Origin of the sequence: Streptosporangium sp. NPDC006013 (genome assembly GCF_040614275.1) — a bacterium.
Classification (GTDB): domain Bacteria; phylum Actinomycetota; class Actinomycetes; order Streptosporangiales; family Streptosporangiaceae; genus Streptosporangium.
Window position 1 is genome coordinate 1 of sequence record NZ_JBEXUE010000204.1, and the last position, 16,938, is coordinate 16,938.

The window sequence follows — 16,938 nt, forward strand, 5'->3', positions numbered from 1 at the left end:
GCGCCGCTGAGAAACAGTGTCCCGGACACGTGGGCCCCGGCGAGCTGGATCGGGCCGGCCTCGGCGACCGCGCCGCCGCGGGGGAAATCCTCACGGACGCGGCCGAGCGGTTCACCGGGCTCGGAGCGACCCACGATGCGGCGCGCTGCCGCCGCACGCTGCGCGACATCGGCGCGGGCAGCCTGCCGCGCGGGGCCAGGAAGGCCAAGGGCGGCGTGCTCTCGACTCGGGAGAGCGAGGTGGCCCGGCTGGTCGCGCTCGGCCGTACCAACCGGGAGATCGCCGAGGTGCTCTTCCTCTCTCCCCGTACGGTCGAGACGCACGTGGCGAAGGTGCTGCGCAAGCTCGGCGTGCGCTCGCGCAACGACGTGGCGCCGCTCCGCTGACCCCTCCGCCAACGGGTCGCCCGGTTACCGGCCCGGACATGCGAGAGCCCCGGCCGGGGTCACCGGCCGGGGCCTCGCCCCCGGATTACGAACCGGTCAGAGCGTGATGCTCCAGCCGGTGAGATTCCCGGTCCTGCCGTCCTGGCTGCCGTCCATGACCAGCAGGTACCAGGCCCCGCTCGCGGTCGAGCTCACCGGCACCTGGTAGGTGCGGGAGCCGGACCACGGGGTGCATGTGGTGCTGAACTCCTGGTCCTTGATCGTGATGAAGTCGCTGCTGCCCGGGGCCATCAGGTACACGCTGAGGGTCTCCGAGCACGGGTGCTCGACGGTGAGGGCGACCTGCACCGGCGAGGAGGCCTGACCGGTCGCGGTGGACTGGATCGGGCTGAACGCGTAGCCGTTGTCGGGGATCGAGTAGACGGTGGTGCTGGGGAAGGTCCGGTCACCGCCGGTGGAGCCGTTCACCACGAGGGTGAACGTCGCGGTACGGGTGGCGGTCTCGCCTCCGCCGGTCACCGTCACGCTGTAGGTGCCGGCCGGGGTGGAGGCCGAGGTGGACACGGTCAGCGTGGCCGAGCCGCCCGAGGTGACCTGGGTGGGGGCGACGCTGACCGTCGGCCCGGCGGGCGTCACGGTGGCCGACAGGCTGACCGTCTGGGCCGTGCCGGACGTGGTGGCCGTGGCGACCGTCGCGGTGGCCTGCTGACCCGGCTGGACCGAGCCGGACGACGGGTTCAGTGACAGCGAGAAGTCACGGGTCGGCGGCGGGGTGTCGCCGCCCACCGCGGCCTTCCAGAGCGCGTACGCGGTGGCACCTGCGGCCCGGCCGAGCACGGTGTCGTTGACGTTGGAGACGGTGTCGCACGCGGAGTGGTAGCAGGAGTCGTACGCCCGGCCAGCGGTGCCGCCCCACTTGGCCGCCTGCGCGGAGGTCTTGGTGGCGCTGGCCCCCGCGGCCAGACCGGACGTGGGGATTCCGGCGTTCTTGAACGAGGCGTCGTCGGAGCGGCCCTGGCCCTCGACGTTCTCCTCCGGCTGGAGGTTCAGCCTGTCGTAGTAGGCCTTGAGGTCCGCGGCGGTGGCGGTGGTGATGTTGTTGATGAAGTATCCGGCGTTGGTTGAGCCGACCATGTCGTAGTTGAGATACGCCTTGATCTTGCTGCGCTCGGTGGAGCCGAGCGAGTTGACGTAGAACTTCGACCCGTTCAGGCCCTGCTCCTCGTCGGTCCACCAGCCGAAGCGCACGTGCTTGGCCATGGTGGGGTGCTTGGCGGCGAGGGTGAGGGCGACCTCCAGCAGCATGCCGGAGCCGGAGCCGTTGTCGTTGATGCCGGGTCCGGCGGCGACGCCGTCGAGGTGTGCGCCGGCCATGATGACCTGGTTGGTGTCACCACCCGGCCAGTCGGCGATCAGGTTGGGGCCCGCGCCGGCGGTGCAGCCCGAGGTGCAGTTCTGCCTGGTCACGGTGTAGCCGGCCGCGGTCAGCTTCTGCTCGAGGTAACTGACCGACTGGGTGTACCCGGCGCCGGTGGACCTGCGGTTGCCGCCGTTGCCGGTGGCGATGGTCTGGAACTGCTGCAGGTGCGCCTTGACGTTGGCGACATCGATGTTCGGGGGTTCGGTCCCGCCGCCGACGGTCAGCGTGTAGGTGGCGGTGTGGCGGGGCGTGCCGGTGCCCGTCCCGGTGCCGGTGACCGTGATCTGGTACGTCCCGGTGGGAGTGGCGGACGTGGTGGAGACGGTCAGCGTGGCGGAGCCGCCCGAGGTGACGGACGACGGGGTGAAGCTCGCGGTCGCTCCGGACGGCAGCCCGGAGGCGGTCAGGTTGACCGTCTGCGCGCTGCCCACGGTGGTCTGGGTGCCGACCGTGGCGGTGGCCTGGCCACCCGGCTGCACGGAGCCGGACGACGGGTTCAGCGACAGGGAGAAGTCGGCGCTGCCCGGGCCGGGATCGGTGCAGGTGGGCTCACCGGACTGGGCCGCCACGCTCACCGCGCTCCAGGCGGCCTTGGTGCTCGCGCACTCGGCGCTGTTGGCGCCGAACAGCTCCACGGCCGCCGCGACCGAGGCCGAGCGCACACTGGAGTGCTTCCAGGTGGACGACTTCCGGGACAGCGCGCCCATGAAGATCTTCCCGGCCTTCTGGATGCCGATGCCGGTGACCGTGCTGCTGTTGCAGGTCGGGCTGGTCGGCTGGCCGTTGGTCGGGTTGCTGCCTTCGGCCAGCAGGTAGAACCAGTGGTTCTGCGGGCCCGCCGCCGCGTGCACCTCGGTGCTGGGGATCGAGGAGGAGTAGCAGTTGGGGTCGCCGACCTTGGACGGGTTGTACATGTAGCGGATCGGGCCGTTGCCCGCGAGGTTGACCTCCTGGCCGACCGTGTAGTCCAGCGGCTCCTTGGGGTTGCTCGCGTAGGCCTCGGTGATGGCGCCGAAGATGTCACCGGTGGACTCGTTCAGGCCGCCGCGCTCGTTGTCGCTCTGCGATCCGGCCCCGCCGGGTGTCGTCTGGAAGATGGCGTGGCCGTACTCGTGCGCCACCACATCGATCGACGTCAATTGCTTGTTGCCGGCCTGGTTGCGGCCGAAGGTGGTGTAAGTGCCGGTCCAGTAGGCGTTGACGTCGGTCATCCCGACTCGCGCGCCGAAGCCCCTGCCACTGCCGTCGATGCCGTTGCGGCCGAGCCAGTCGCGCAGCATGTTCCATTCCTGGGCCGCCGTGTACATGACGTCCACGCACGCGGTCTCCAGGTCGGTGCCCGACCCGCTGCCCCAGGTGTCGGTGCTCTTCGTGTACGCCGAGCCGTTCTGGCCGCCGCACTGGATGCCGGGCCGCCCGGCGTCGGTCATCGAGTAGGAGCTGCCGACGCGGCTGGTGTCGATGGTGACCTGACCGGCGAAGTGCGCGTTGCCGGTGCCCGCGACGACCTCGTCGTAGTGGTCGGCGACCGCGCCGGTGCGGGCATCGACGAACACGTGCTGGATGCTCGGCTTGTTCTTCGCCACACCGGCGACGACGGCCTCCCAGGCGAGCTTGGGCTTGCCGCCCCAGGCCAGCACCACAAGCCGGGGCGCGCCGACGTCGTCCACCCGTGACAGCCGCGCCTTGGCGGTCTGAGTCGCCTGCTCCGCGGTGATCTTCGCCACCAGCGGGATGTTCCGCGGGCTCGGCCCGGAGGCGGCGGTGGTGTCGCGCACCCGTCCGGCGGAGTCGGTGACGACCACGGCGTCACCGCCGATCACCGGCAGGCCCCGGTACATGCGTTCGTACGAGACGTACTGCATGCCGCCCGGGCCGGTCGTCACGCCGGCCCGCTCGTAGGACTCGTCCGGTCCCGCGCGCAGTTCGTCGAGCCCGCTGGCGACGGCCCGGTCGGCGGCGGCCACGGCGAGCGACTTGGGATCGGCGGCCGGAGCCGCGGTCGTGGAAGAGACGGAGGCCGCGGGGGTGAGGGATCCGGCAAGGGCGCCGTGGAACGGGGCGGCGTCCGCAGGTGGCGCGGCGAGCGCCATCGAGGCGACCGTGGCGATACCAGCGGTCGCCGCGGCTAAGACCTTGTGTTTCACTCGGGGCTGTTCCTTTCGGTCTTCCCGGTCCGTGTCGCCTGTCGGCGCACGTCGGACCACCACGCCGCCGGGGATCTCCGAGCAGGCGAGGTTAGATGGGAAACGGGGGGTGTCGAGAGGGTGATCGGGTTTCACCCTGTTGTCGCCAGACGATAGGCATCGGCGGCATCCGCGAAAATCCGTTAACACATCCGTAGGCCTACGGAAATTCCGTAGACGTGCCATGAACAGCGCCCGGCATGCGGCGGCCCGGCGACACCGGCCGCCGGGCCGCACGCGTGTCCGCCGCCCGTGGGGTACCGGGAGCCGGGGCGAGCAGGCAGGGAGCCGTTCCGTACGCGCAACGCGTTGTCGCGGTGGCCGGCAGACCACCTGACGAGGTCCGCGACGGGCTCCCACGTTTGCTCGATGTGATGACCCTGCTGGTTAACTCGGCTCAGGCGGCGAGGGCGAGTTCTGCCAGTTCCAGGCGTGCGAGGTGTGCGCCTGCCGACAATGCCATCCGCGCCCTCATCCTGCGTCTGGTCCGGGAGAACCCCTCCTGGGGATATCGGCGGTTTGGCATCAAGGTCGCGCCGTCCACCGTCTGGGAGATCCTCAGGGAAGAAGGTGTTGATCCGGCTCCCGAACGGGCGTCCCGCATGTGGGCCGTCTTCCTGCGTTCGCAAGCCGACGCTCTGCTGGCCTGTGACTTCATCGAGACCGTCACCCTGTGCAGCAGCAACCGGGGGTGGGCATCCAGGAGTGCGCGCAGCTCAATGAGCGCGCCGGCCGCCGGGGTTCTCGGCAGGCGCAGGGCCAAGGATCAGTAGCCCGCCGGTGCCGGCCAGTGGCGCTCGACTCCGATCTTGTCCAGTTCCCCGGTGAACTCCTCCAGCAAGGTCTCCTTCTCCCTGACCTCCTGCGGCTCCACCTCCCGGCGCAGGCAGTACGCGGCCAGATGGCCCGCGACTTCACCCACATTCCATTCCACAGGATGCAGGCGAAAACACCCGTTTGAGATGTGCGTGGTGCCGATGTTCTTCCCCGCGGGCAGCAGGTTGCGCATTCTGACAGGCAGCAACGCGCCGAGCGGGATCTCGAAGGGCACGCTGGCGATGTCGATGTAGTTGTCCCCACCGGTCGACGGGTGCAGGTCGATGCGATACGCGCCGACTCCGACGGAGTCATGGTGCCGCAGCGTGCCGCGGTCGCCGAGGATGGCTCTGGAGACGTGGTGCTCGGTGACGGTGGTGACCGCGCGGATGCGCCTCGACTCCCTGACATAGGCGGACTTCGCCAGCCCGTCGGCGGTGCCGACCACGTCGTGGCGGAGCCGGAGCCCGGGGAAACCGGTGCCGCCGTCAGGGCGGGGCGCTTCGGTCTGGAGCCAGTACAGCAACGACAGCGACAGTTGCTTGGCCTCCCGGTGCGCCAGCGCCGCCGTGTCGGCGTCCACCTCGATGATCGGGCGCAGCCAGTAGTCGTTCAGCGGCCAGTTGACCAAAGTGATGTCGGAAGCGGCGAAGCCGGGCTCGAACAGGTCGCGGGCGAGGATCCTGCGGAACATCCACAGATCCTTGTCCCCTGATTGGGCGCTCTGGTCGGCCAGCACCCCGCGGGGGTCACCGGGTGGGTTGGGGGCGAACCAGCGGGCTTCGGGCTCCAGGGTGCGTGGGTCCGGTGCGCTGAAGCCGAGCAGCGGCCCGGGCCAGAAGTCGGGCCGGTAATCGCGCCAGAATCCGTAGTCCGAAGGCCGGTCGATGACGTGGTTCTCACCGTCGTGGTGGGAGACGGCGAAGCAGTAGGTGATGCCCTGCATGTTCAGTGGCTGGTACTCGTCCGGCGCGTGCGGCTCGTCGTGCTCGCGGCGGGCCTCCGCACCCGTGACGTACTCCGTCTTCGCCAGCGGCAGCAACTCGCCGGTCTCCGTCGCGTCGAGGACATAGGCGGCGGCGATGGTGTGCGAGTCACCGGAGCGGAGGTCCAGCAGCGTGACGGCTCTGACGCGGTCACGGTCCACCTCGACATCGACGGGGCGGTGTTCGAGGAGGACGCGTAGGCGTCCGGCGGCCACGTGGGGAGCCAGCATGGCCTGCAGGATCGCCAGGGAGACGCGTGGTTCGTGGCACAACTTGCTGACATATCCGGCGCCGGGGTTGAGCTCGCGCCAGCGCTGCGCGCCGCCGGTCATGGGGTACCAGCGCCGGTAGTGGTCGCGGATGGAGCCGCGCACGTCACGATAAGTGGCGGTGGCTCCGTAGCTCTCGATCCATGGGTGCTCGTCAGGGGGTACGGCCTGCGCGGTGAGCTGGCCGCCGATCCAGTCCGTCTCCTCGGTGAGGACGACGTCGCGGCCCGCGCGGCAGGCGGCCAGGGCTGCGGCGACGCCGCCGAGCCCACCGCCGATGATGAGGATGTCGGTCATGGGTGGTGCCTTTCGAGAGGGCTAGCGGGGAGGTGCCGCGGTCTCGCCCGGCACCAGCTCGCAGGTCATGAGCTGGTGCCGGGGGACCGTACGGTCTCCCGCGATGAGTTTCGTGAGCAGCCGGACGGCCGCGGCCCCCATTTCGCGACGGGGTATGGCGAAGCCGGTGAGACCTGCCGCGCGGTCGCGGGGGTCGCCGAGCGTGGCCAGGGAGAGGTCGTCGGGGAAGCGGAGACCCGCGCGCTCGGCAGCCGCCAGGAGGGCGCGGTGGGCGGCGTCGGTGTCGGTGGCCTCGGTGACCATCGCGGTGACACCCTGGTCGTGCCAGGCGCGCAGCAGATCGGGGGTCAGATCGGTGCCGTCGGTGCGCACCACCTCGGCTGCCAGCCCGCATTCGTCCATGCCGCTTCTGAAGCCCGCCTCCCTGTCAACGGAGGTGATCGCCTCGTCGGCTTCGCGCACGTACAGGATGCGCTCGTGGCCCAGCCCCGCCAGGTGCCGCACCACGGCGGCGCCGGCGGACACGTAGTCGGCGCCGATGTAGGGCAGGCGGTCGCCGAATTCGTCGTGCCGCCCTATGTAGACGACGGGCAGATCGGTGGCCAGTAAGCGGTCCATCTCCGGCACGGGCAGGTGCCTGCCCAGGAACAGGCAGCCGTCGGCCAGCCGTACCCGGTTGAGCACCTGGGCGTGCGGGCGCTCGCCCGTGACGCTGGAGGCGATGAACATCAGCAGGTCGTAGCCCTGCGCCGCCGACTCCTCCTCGATGCCCACCAGGAACGGGTGGTAGGCGTGGGACATCTCAGTGGGGAAGGTCGCGGTGAAGGTGTAGAGGCCGAGCAGGTTGTTCTGCCCGGCCGCCAGGCGGGTGGCGATCGGGTCGGGCACGTACCCGAGTTGCTCGGCGGCCTCCATGACCTTGCGCTGGGTCTCCTCGGCGATGCCCATGGCTGCGGCGCCGCCGCCGAGGATCAGGGACACGGTCGGCTGTGAGACGCCGGCCAGTCGAGCGATGTCCGCCTGACGAGGGCGACCGCTCGGCCTCATGGCATACCCCCCAAGAAGTAGTAGATCACGGAGCCTCGATCCCGCCGTCGGGCCTGCGCACCTGCGCGGCCCACCGCTCGTGCAGGTGCGTTTCCGGCTGGTATCGCTTGGCGGCGTTCTCATCGAGGTCGATGCCCCAGCCGGGCCGATCGGCGGGGGTGATGTAGCCGTTCACCGTCCGTAACGTTCCCGGGAACACCTCGTGCACGGTCTCCGGGTAGACATGCGCCTCCTGGATCCCGAACGCGGGGCTGGTGACGTCGAGCGTGACGTTGGCCGCCGCGCCCACCGGCGACACGTCCGGCGGCCCGTGCCAGGCCGTCCGTACCCCGGTCAGCTCGCACAGCGCGGCGAGCTTGCGCACGGGCGTCAGCCCGCCGACGGCCGAGACGTGCAGACGCAGGTAGTCGACGCCACCCGAGGTGATGAGACGCGCCGCGTCGGTCACCGAGGAGACCAGCTCGCCGGAGGCGATCGGCATCGGCGCCGCCGCCCGCACCTCGGGCAGCCTGTCGAAGTGCTCGGGTGCGAGCGGGTCCTCCAGGAAGAACAGCCGGTACGGCTCCAGCGACCGCGCGAGCGCTACGGCCTCCTTCGGCGTGAGCCGGTTGTGCGCGTCGTGCAGCAGGCCGAGTTCCTCACCGAGGACCTCGCGGGCGCGCTCGAACAGCTTCGGCGTGCTCCGCAGGTAGTGGCCGACGTCCCAGCCGTCGGGATGGGGGCTGTCCGGATACCCGCCGGGCGTGCCGACGCCGCCGTACGTGCCGAGCCCCGGCCCGCCCGCCTGCAGCCGCACGTAGCGGTAACCCTGCTCGGCGAGCGCGGCCGCCCGCTCGATCGACTCCTCGACCTCGCCACCGCGAGCCCCGGTGTAGACGGCGGCGGCCGCCCTGACCCGCCCGCCCAGCAGCTCGTACACCGGCACGCCGAAACGCTTGCCCGCGATGTCCCACAACGCCTGGTCGATGCCGGATAACGCGTTGTTGTGCACAGGCCCGCCTCGCCAGTACGAGGAGTAGTGCAGCATCCGGCCGATGTCCTCGATGTCGGCGGGATGCCGGCCGATGACCATGGGAGCGATGTGCCGCTCGATCGCGGCGACCACGGCGTGGAAGCGCTGGGTGAAGGTGGCGCAGCCCAGGCCGTACAGCCCGGGTTCCGAGGTGTCGATCCGCACGACGACGAGCGGGACCCCGCCCGGGGCGGTGACGATCGTGCGTACACCGGTGATGCGCAGCCCGTCCCTGGCCTGCCACGGCGCCTGCGTCTCCGGCATGATCATGATTGTCGCCCCTCTGGGAACGGATACCGAGCAGTGAATCCGAGCAGTCGCCTGGCCGGCTCGAGATCGATGGCCACGGTCCTGCCGGGCAACGCCGTACGGCGCGGCACGCCGGGGTGGTGCGCCGCGAGCAACTCCTCGGTGGGGGTCGCCACGAGCGTCTCGGGCGCGGCGATGAAGATGACCGGCGCGCCGTGCAGCGGGGCCGTCAGCCCGAGCAGACAGGCACGCGCGGCGTCGCGCAGGTCGAGGTAGCTCCACACCTCCGCGGCCCCGGCCGCGGGATCCCTGGCCAGCCGCTCCGCGTGCGCGGCGAGCCTGACCTGGTCACCGAGGAAGGGGAAGCGCAGCGCGGCGACGGTCATGCCGTGCCGCCGGTGCATCATCGCCGCCGTGGCCTCGTCCACCTGCTTGGACAGCGCGTACGGGTCCTCGACCTGCAACGGCACGTGCTGGTCCAGCGGCAGATACGGCGGGCTCGGGCGCGACCTGGCGAAAGGCAGGCCGGTGATCGACAGGCTGCTGGCGATCACGGCCCGCCGTACCCCCTGTTCTCCCGCCTCGTTCAGCACCACGAACGTCGCCATCGTGTTGGCCGAGAACACCACCTCGGGCGCCGCCACCTCGGGCGAGGCCAGCGCCGCCGTGTGAACGACGGCGTCGGCCCCTTCGAGGGCCGCGCGGACGGTGGCCGGGTCGCGGGCGTCGCCCACGACGACCCGCTCCGCCGCCGGCGCGCCGGGATCCTGCGCGACGAGCGCGGTCACGGCGATGTCCCGCGATGCGAGTTCTGTCAGTACGGCGGAGCCGAGACGGCCTGCCGCCCCGGTGACCAGGACCCTCATCCCTTCAGCCCCGTGAAGGCGATGCCCCGGATGATCTGCCGCTGGAACAGCAGGAACACCACGACGGGCGGGATGATCGCGATCAGCATCCCGGCGATGAGCAGGGCCTGGTCCGAGGTGTCCGCCAGCCGGGGCAGGGCCACCGCCAGCGGCTGGCTCTCGGTGTCGGTGATGGCGATCATGGGCCAGAGGAAGTCCTTCCACGCGTTCATGACAGCCAGCAGTGATACCACGGCCAGGATCGGACGCGACATGGGCAGCACCACCTGGGTGAAGATCCGCCACGGCCCGGCGCCGTCGAGGCGCGCCGCCTCGTACAGCTCCTTGGGGATGCCGTCGAAGAACTGCTTGACCAGCAGGACGTTGAAGGCGTGCGCCCCAGCGGGTAACCACACCGACAGCGGGGTGTTGGCGATGGACAGGTCCAGGACGGTCAGGTAGAGCGAGACCATCGAGACCGTGCCAGGCAGGAACAGCGTCGCCAGGACCGCGCCGTAGACGTACTTGCCGTAGGAGGGCCGCAGGACCGACAGCGCGTAGGCGCCTGTCGTCGCGACGAACAGCTGCGTGAACCAGGCGCCGCCGACGAGTACGACGGTGTTCGTCAGGTAGTGGCCGACCTCCAGGGTCGTCCACGCCTCCGTCAGGTTCGACCATCGCACGTCCGCCGGCCACAGGGCCAGCGGACGGCGCAGTGACTCCTGGGTGGAGGAGATCGCGCCCTTGAAGATCCAGTAGATCGGCCCGGCACCCTCCAGGACCAGGGCCACGATGAGCAGCACCTGGGTGGTGCCCAGTCCGAGGCGCATCCCGCGCCCACGTCTTTCGGTGTCGGAGATCACTCCCCTCACTTCGTCCCCCAAGTTCTGGTGAGTCGCAGGTACACGGCGGACAGCACCGCCAGCACCACGGCCAGGCTCACGCTCAATGCCGCTGCCGTGCCGTAGTCGCCGTTGACGAACGCGTACCTGTAGATCAGCAGCAGCACCGTGACCGTCGAGTCCTCCGGCCCGCCGTCGGTCAGCACGAACGGCTCGGTGAACACCTGGAAGGTGTTGATCACTTGGAGCAGCAGCATGATCAGCAGGATGGGCCGCAGTTGCGGCAGCGTCACGTGCCACAACCTGCGCCACACCGACGCCCCGTCCAGCTCGGCCGCCTCGTACAGCTCGGTGGGAACACTGGACAGCGCGGCCAGGTAGATGAGCACGACGCCGCCGGCGCCCGCCCAGGTCGCCTCCAGGACCAGGCTCGGCATCGCCATGCCCGTGGACTGCAACCAGGGGTACGGTCCCAGCCCGACCAACCCGAGCAGCTGGTTGAACAGGCCGGAGTCCGGGTCGTAGAACCACTTCCACATCAGCACGGCCACCACCGGCGGCACCACCACCGGCAGGTAGACCAGCACCCGCATCAGCCCGGAGCCGCGCCGCAGCTCCGACATCAGCACCGCCAGGAAGATCGGCAGCGGAAAGCCGATCAGCAGGGCCAGGCCGGTGAACAGCAGCGTGTTGCGCACCGCCGTGCCCAGCAGGGGGTCGGCGAGCAGGGTGCGGAAGTTGTCCAGGCCCGCGAAGGTAGCCGCCTCGACCAGGTTGGTCTGCTGGAAGCCGAGCACCACGCTGCGGATGATCGGCCACCACGAGAACAGGCCGAAGACCAGCACAGTCGGGATGAGGAACAGCGCAGCCGCGGCGCCTTTGCCCCGGGTCACTGTGCTTTCTCAAGCAGTGGCGCGACGCGCGCCGCCGCCTTCGTCAGCTCGTCGCGCGGGTCGGCGTCCTTGCGGGTCAGCACGGCCTGCACGGCGGTGTCGAGCGCGCCGTACAGGTCCTGGGCGGCGACAGGAGGCTCGACGACGTACTCCAGTTTGTCGGTTTCCTTCACGTAGGGCGCGAAGTTCGACATCGGGATGTTGGTGTGCTTGGCGATCGCGGCGTTCACCGGGCCTGACACCGACGTGCCGTAGAACGGCAGCGTGGGCAGGCCGACGGCCAGCTTGTCCGCGGCGTTGGCCACGGCCAGCTGCTCGGCGGCCGCCGGGTCGTAGTTGGGCTTGAGGTAGTAGAAGTCGATCCACTTCACCGCGGCGGCTCGCTGCGCGGCTGTGGCCTTGGCGTTGACGGCCGCCACCAGCCCGCCCAGCAGTGTCGCCTTTCCGCTGCCCTGCTGCGGCAGCGCCGCGATGCCGAAGTCGTCCGGCTTGCCGGAGTAGAGGGTGGTGTAGCGGTTGTAGCTGTTCACGGTGCCGATCATCATGCCGATCTTGCCGGCGGCGAAGTCGCGCTCCGCGTCCTGCTGGGTGCGCAGTTGGTTGGCGCCCATGGAGTCGTCCTGCCACCGCATCGCGGACAGGTGCCGCAGCGCCTGCTCCGCCGGGCCGTCCAGGAGCGAGGAGACGTACTTGTCGCCCTCCTGCTTCTCCATCCGGCCGCCGAAGGAGTAGGTCATCGCGGTCAGGATCCAGCCGCCGGTGTTCTTGACCGTCATCTGTGTGTACCCGGCCGCTCCCGTCCCGGCGATCTTCTTGGCCGCCGTCCTGACCTCGTCCCACGTGGCCGGTGGCCGGTCCGGGTCGAGGCCCGCCTTCGTGAACAGGGCGCGGTTGTAGACCAGGCCCAGCGCGTACTCGGTGACGGGCAGGCCGTAAATCTTGCCGTCCGCACCGGTCGCGGGGGCCAGCGCGCGGGGGTCGAAGTCTCCCGCGTGCGGCAGGCTCTTGATCTCGGTGCTGAGGTCGGCGACCTGGCGCCGGGCGATGAGCCCCGGCGGCTCGGTGAGCGGCACGGTCAGCACCGTCTCCGCGTTTCCACCGGCCAGCCGGGTCGCGAACGTCCTGGCGTCCCACTGCGTGTCGGTCGGCTTGATCTTGATGGTGGGGTTGGCCTTCTCGAACGCGGCGACCGCGTCGAGAAACTGGGTGCGGGTCTTCGCGGCGGTCGTGGGAGGCATGCCCGCCACGATGATCGTGGTCTTACCCGAGTCCCCATCCGACGAGCCGGACGCGCAGCCCGCCGTCGCGGCGGCGAGCACGAGCGCCCCCGCCATCCACCTGCTGGAGGCTGGCACATCCATGGCTACTCCTCTGGGTTAATGCGGATTAGGAGGCATCTAATCCGCATTAGGAAAAGGTGTCAAGGTGTTACCGGCGGATTACCTGATGCGCACAGATCACCCTTGACACTCCCGTTCCGGCCGGAGTACACATCTCCCTAATCCGCATTAGGTCGACAGGGAAGAGATCTTCATGTCTGACATCCCCCGACGCCGCTTCCTCGGCGGAGCCGTAGCGGTCGGACTCGCAGGGGCATTGGTTCCCGCGGCACAGGCCCAGGCCGACACCCCTTCGATCTCCGCCGACGGCATCACGCTGACCGCCGGCACCGACGGCGGCATCACCGTCCGCGACGGCGGCGGCGTCGAACGGGTCAGGCTCACCGGGTTCATGGCCAAGGACTCCGTCACCGGCATCCAGCGCACCACCGGCGGAACGCCGTCGCTCGTCACGCTCCAGGACGGCACGCAGGCCATCCAGGTCGACTACACGCTTCCCAGCACGGCCGGCGGAATCACCGTCCGCGGCGTCTTCCGCGTCGCGCCGCACCGCGCGAAGCTTCGCTGGGAGGTCGGCGGCTCGACCACGCTGATCCCGGCCGGCTTCATGCTCGGCCGCGCCGTCGTCTCGCCCTCGGCGCCCGAGTCCTTCGCCGCGCTGACGACGTGGAACCGCGACGCCGGCGGAGGAGTGCCGTACGAAAGCAATGCCGGGGTCGTCTACCAGGAGACCTGGGCCGACACCCGCGCCTACTTCCGGCTGGCCACCACCACCCCTGCCTGGACCAACGCCACCTGGATCCACGCCCCGGGCACGGGAACCGCGAGCGCGGCCGCGACGGAGGCCGACCTGGTGCTCGGCTCGATGCGACCCGCCGCGGGCGGCACCATGGGCGCGGGCCTTCCACTCGGCGTGGAGGTCTGGACCGACCAGCCCTTCTCCCTCTGGGACGCCGGCGGCCGGCCCATGGCCCTGCACGCCGAGGTCGCCAACGGGGGAAGCACCGCCCGCAGCGTGAAGCTTTCGTGGTGGGCCCGCGACTTCGACGGCAGGACGCTGGCCGGCGGCAGCGTGACCGGCACGGTCGCGGCAGGAGCCGCGTGGAGACAGACCTTCACCGTCACCTCGCCACCCCGCGGAATCGTGTTCACCGAGGTGAGCGCCACCGCGGGCACCGACAGCGCGTTTGCCCGCACCAACCTCGCCGTCCTGCCACCGCACACCTACCAGGCGGGCGCCGACAGCATGTTCGGCATCGCCAACTACCCCTGGCTGCTCCAGCCCGACGCCGCCGCTGTTGTGGGACTGATGAAACGCCTGGGCATCCAGCGCGTCCGCATCTCCTACGACGGCGGACCGGGCCTCCCGCCCGCCGCCCTCGACGCGGCGGGGATCAGTCACAACATCGAGCTCGCCGGGATCCCCCTGGGCGGAACGGCCGCCGAGGTCGCCGCCTGGGCCGACACGAACACGCAGAAGGCGATCAGCTCGGGTGCCGACTACTTCGAGGTCGCCAACGAGGTGAACAGGCCATGGATGAGCGGCGAGACCGCCGCCGCCTACGTGCGGGACGGACTACGCCCGGTACGCGACCGGCTGACCGCCGCGGGAGCGCCCACCAAGGTGCTCAACGCAGGCCTGGCCGGCATGGATCACGTCTGGACCAAGAATTTCCACGACGCCGGCGGCTGGGACCTCATCGACGGGTTCGCCTTCCACCCGGGCAGGGGCAACTTCACGCCGGACTACGCGCCGCCTCCTGAGGAGTGGACGCAGGGCGCCAACGGCTCTTACTGGAACTTCCTCGGTGGCTTGCGCAAGGCCCGCGAGACGATCGCGGAGTACGGGCACAAGGAGTTGTGGCTGACCGAGGCCTACGCCTGCACGAAGCCGAACAGCTGGTGGCACGACACCTACCGGCAGGCCGCAGAGAACGTCCTGCTCACCCTGGCACTGGCCAAGGCCGAGGGGGTGCGCTGCGTGAACTGGTACCAGCTGCACGACAGCGTCCTTGGCAAGCCGCAGATGGCCGACCCGACCAACTCCGAGTACCACTACGGGCTCATGAACCGCGACACCAGCGCCAAGCCGTCCATGCTCGCCTACGCCACGGCTGCGCAGGTGCTGGACCGGGCGACGTTCGTGCGCTGGTTGAAGCCGGCCGACCCCGATCTGAAAGGACTGCTGTTCAGCACGGAGGAAGGACCCGTCTCGATCCTGTGGAGCAGGAAGGACGGGTACCTGCTCAACACCGACCACGCGCCGGGCTCCACGTGGTTCGCCGCGCCGGAACCATGGGTGGACGGCTGGCCGACCAAGACGGAGCTGAAGGTGGCCGCCGCTGGAAGCTCGGTGCGGGAGCTCGACTGCCTCGGCAGGGAACGGCGGCTCACCGCCCGTGGCGGCAAGGTCAAAATCCGGCTGGACGGCGCCCCGCGCATCTACTACGGCCTGACAGTGACCCCTGACAGTGACCCCTGACCAGCTACCCTGAGGCCACTCCACCCAGCGGCGGAACGATGGTCGTCCTCCCGGCCGAACCTCTGGGCCATGGCCGGTTCAGGGCCTGGGCGACCGCAGTTCGGGCGACCGGCAGACGGTTGGGAAGAGCTGAGAAGGAGCCCAGGCCATCCCCATCCGGCGCAACACACCCGTCCTCGCTGGTGTTCATCAATACCCAGCTCCTGCAAGCCGTCCTGCGGGTCACTGATCCAACTCGGCCTCCTCACGGCCATCGCGGCGGCCTGATCGTCTACCTGCTCCGCTTGGCGGCGGTGACCAGGCCTGATTCGTAGGCGACGATGACGAGCTGGGCACGGTCGTGCACGTCCAGCTTCGACAGCAGCCTGCGCACGTGGGTTTTAACCGTGGAGATGCTGAGCCCCAAGTGCGCGGCGATCTGGGGGTTGGTCAGGCCGCGGGCGATGAGCGTCAGCACCTCGCGCTCGCGCCCGGTCACCGCTGCCAGCTCGCGCGCGATCAGGGGCTCGGCCGCCTCCTTGCGGGCGAACTCGGCGATGAGCCGGCGAGTGACCGTCGGCGCGAGCAGCGCCTCGCCGGAAGCGACCACCCGAATCGCGGCCAGCAGGTCGGCTGGCGGGATGTCTTTGAGCAGGAATCCGCTGGCCCCGGCGCGGAGCGCCTCGTAGACGTACTCGTCGAGGTCGAAGGTGGTCAGGATGACGACGTGGACCTGCGACAGGGCCGGGTCGGCGCGGATGTTGCGGGTCGCGGCCAGTCCGTCCATGTCGGGCATGCGGACGTCCATGAGCACGACGTCGGGCCTGGTGCGCGCGGCCAGTTCGACGACCTGGTCGCCGGTGCCCGCCTCGCCGACGGCGACCATGTCGTCGGCGGTGCCGACCAGCCTGGTGAGGGTGGCGCGCAGCAGCGGCTGGTCGTCGGCGATGGCGACCTTGATCACGGGGTGTCCTTCAGCACGTAGGGGAGGCGGGCAAGGACGCGGAAGCCGCCGCCCGGGTCCGGGCCGGCGGTGAGCTGCCCGCCGTACATGAGGCAGCGTTCGTGCATGCCGAGCAGCCCGTGGCCGCCCCCGTCGCGCGGCGTGCCCCGGCCTTCGTCGGCCACCTCGACCTCCACCACCCCTGCCTTCGGTACGGTGACCCGCACCCGACAGCCGGTTCCCGCGTGCTTCACCACGTTGGTCAGCGCCTCCTGGACGATCCGGTAGACAGCCAGGCCGACCCCCTCGGGCAGCTCCTCGGCCTCGACGCGCAGGTCCACCTCGACCCCCGCGTGCGCGGCCAGCGCGTGCAGGTCCTGCAGCCGGGGCGCGGGCGCCGTGCCCTGGGGGCTGGTCTGCGAGCGCAGCATGCCGAGCATCGCGCGCATCTCCAGCATCGCCTCCCTGCCGGTGGTCTCGATGAGCCGCAGCGCCTCGCGCGCCTCCTGGGGATGGGTCTCGGCGACGAGCCCGGCAACCCCCGCCTTCATCGTGATCAGGCTCATGCTGTGCGCGACGACGTCGTGCAGGTCTCTGGCGATCCGCAGCCGCTCCTCGACCACGGCCCGCTCCGCCGTACGCGCGGCAAGAAGATTCTTCTCGCGTACGGCCAGGCCTGCCGTCCAGGACAGGCCCATGAGGGCCAGGCCGAACCCAGCGCTGCCGAGCGCCTGCGTCCAGGACGGCCAGGCGGCGGCGAGCAGGGCGGCCGGCACGCAGACGAGGGACACGGCCAGTCCGGTGACGGCCTGCCTGCGCGGCTTCTGCGCGCCGACCGAGTAGAGCACGACGGCGACCGGCAGGTAGGCGGAGTCCACGCCCATAAGCAGCGCGGCGACGGCTGCGGCCAGCGACACCGCCAGCGAGGGCAGCGGCCACCCGCGCC

13 protein-coding genes are annotated in these 16,938 nt (G+C 70.3%); 3 read left to right on the top strand and 10 right to left on the bottom strand.

Translation table 11 applies throughout. The annotated features are described in order from the left end of the window. Positions 1-386, top strand: a 386-nt coding sequence (locus tag ABZ260_RS27580; protein WP_355623373.1) for a LuxR C-terminal-related transcriptional regulator, incomplete at its 5' end; no start/stop codon positions are given. Positions 387-482: 96 nt separating this feature from the next. Here the strand turns inward: ABZ260_RS27580 and ABZ260_RS27585 are convergent. Next, positions 483-3,953 carry a M28 family peptidase gene (locus ABZ260_RS27585; RefSeq protein ID WP_355623376.1) on the bottom strand — a complete coding sequence of 1,157 codons (3,471 nt, stop codon included), beginning with the start codon at positions 3,951-3,953 and terminating at the stop codon, positions 483-485. Positions 3,954-4,366: 413 nt separating this feature from the next. Here ABZ260_RS27585 and ABZ260_RS27590 point away from each other — a divergent pair, with 413 nt between their 5' ends. Next, positions 4,367-4,765 (top strand): hypothetical protein, encoded by a 399-nt coding sequence (locus ABZ260_RS27590; RefSeq protein WP_355623379.1) that lies wholly within the window; start codon positions 4,367-4,369, stop codon positions 4,763-4,765. On the opposite strand, the gene ABZ260_RS27595 is transcribed toward ABZ260_RS27590, so the two are convergent. From ABZ260_RS27595 to ABZ260_RS27625, 7 genes are read right to left on the bottom strand one after another with little or no spacing between them, the layout of a single operon-like run. Further along, complete coding sequence (locus tag ABZ260_RS27595) at positions 4,759-6,360, bottom strand: FAD-dependent oxidoreductase (RefSeq protein ID WP_355623382.1); 1,602 nt, start codon at positions 6,358-6,360, stop codon at positions 4,759-4,761. The two genes, ABZ260_RS27590 and ABZ260_RS27595, sit on opposite strands and share 7 nt — an antisense overlap. A 21-nt stretch (positions 6,361-6,381) precedes the next feature. Next, positions 6,382-7,407 (bottom strand): LacI family DNA-binding transcriptional regulator, encoded by a 1,026-nt coding sequence (locus tag ABZ260_RS27600; protein ID WP_355623385.1) that lies wholly within the window; start codon positions 7,405-7,407, stop codon positions 6,382-6,384. Between the two features lie 25 nt (positions 7,408-7,432). Beyond that, positions 7,433-8,683, bottom strand: coding sequence for an enolase C-terminal domain-like protein (locus ABZ260_RS27605; protein WP_350924140.1), 1,251 nt, complete (start codon positions 8,681-8,683; stop codon positions 7,433-7,435). 2 nt (positions 8,684-8,685) lie between these two features. Then, positions 8,686-9,534: an NAD(P)-dependent oxidoreductase gene (locus ABZ260_RS27610; RefSeq protein WP_355623390.1), complete on the bottom strand. Its 849-nt coding sequence runs from the start codon at positions 9,532-9,534 to the stop codon at positions 8,686-8,688. Beyond that, positions 9,531-10,343, bottom strand: a complete 813-nt coding sequence (locus ABZ260_RS27615) for a carbohydrate ABC transporter permease (protein ID WP_355623393.1) — start codon at positions 10,341-10,343, stop codon at positions 9,531-9,533. Before ABZ260_RS27615 ends, ABZ260_RS27610 begins: the two co-directional genes overlap by 4 nt. 38 nt (positions 10,344-10,381) lie before the next feature. Then, the gene (locus tag ABZ260_RS27620; RefSeq protein ID WP_350924146.1) at positions 10,382-11,248 is read right to left on the bottom strand and encodes a sugar ABC transporter permease; all 867 of its coding nucleotides are present in this window, start codon (positions 11,246-11,248) and stop codon (positions 10,382-10,384) included. After that, positions 11,245-12,609: an extracellular solute-binding protein gene (locus ABZ260_RS27625; RefSeq protein WP_355623396.1), complete on the bottom strand. Its 1,365-nt coding sequence runs from the start codon at positions 12,607-12,609 to the stop codon at positions 11,245-11,247. The genes ABZ260_RS27620 and ABZ260_RS27625 overlap by 4 nt, the downstream gene beginning before the upstream one ends. A 172-nt stretch (positions 12,610-12,781) precedes the next feature. Here ABZ260_RS27625 and ABZ260_RS27630 point away from each other — a divergent pair, with 172 nt between their 5' ends. Next, positions 12,782-15,070 carry a hypothetical protein gene (locus ABZ260_RS27630; protein ID WP_355623399.1) on the top strand — a complete coding sequence of 763 codons (2,289 nt, stop codon included), beginning with the start codon at positions 12,782-12,784 and terminating at the stop codon, positions 15,068-15,070. Between the two features lie 271 nt (positions 15,071-15,341). On the opposite strand, the gene ABZ260_RS27635 is transcribed toward ABZ260_RS27630, so the two are convergent. Continuing rightward, positions 15,342-16,013: a response regulator transcription factor gene (locus ABZ260_RS27635; protein ID WP_355623402.1), complete on the bottom strand. Its 672-nt coding sequence runs from the start codon at positions 16,011-16,013 to the stop codon at positions 15,342-15,344. Beyond that, on the bottom strand, positions 16,010-16,938 hold a 929-nt coding region (locus tag ABZ260_RS27640; protein ID WP_355623405.1), incomplete at its 5' end, for a histidine kinase. The genes ABZ260_RS27635 and ABZ260_RS27640, both read right to left, overlap by 4 nt.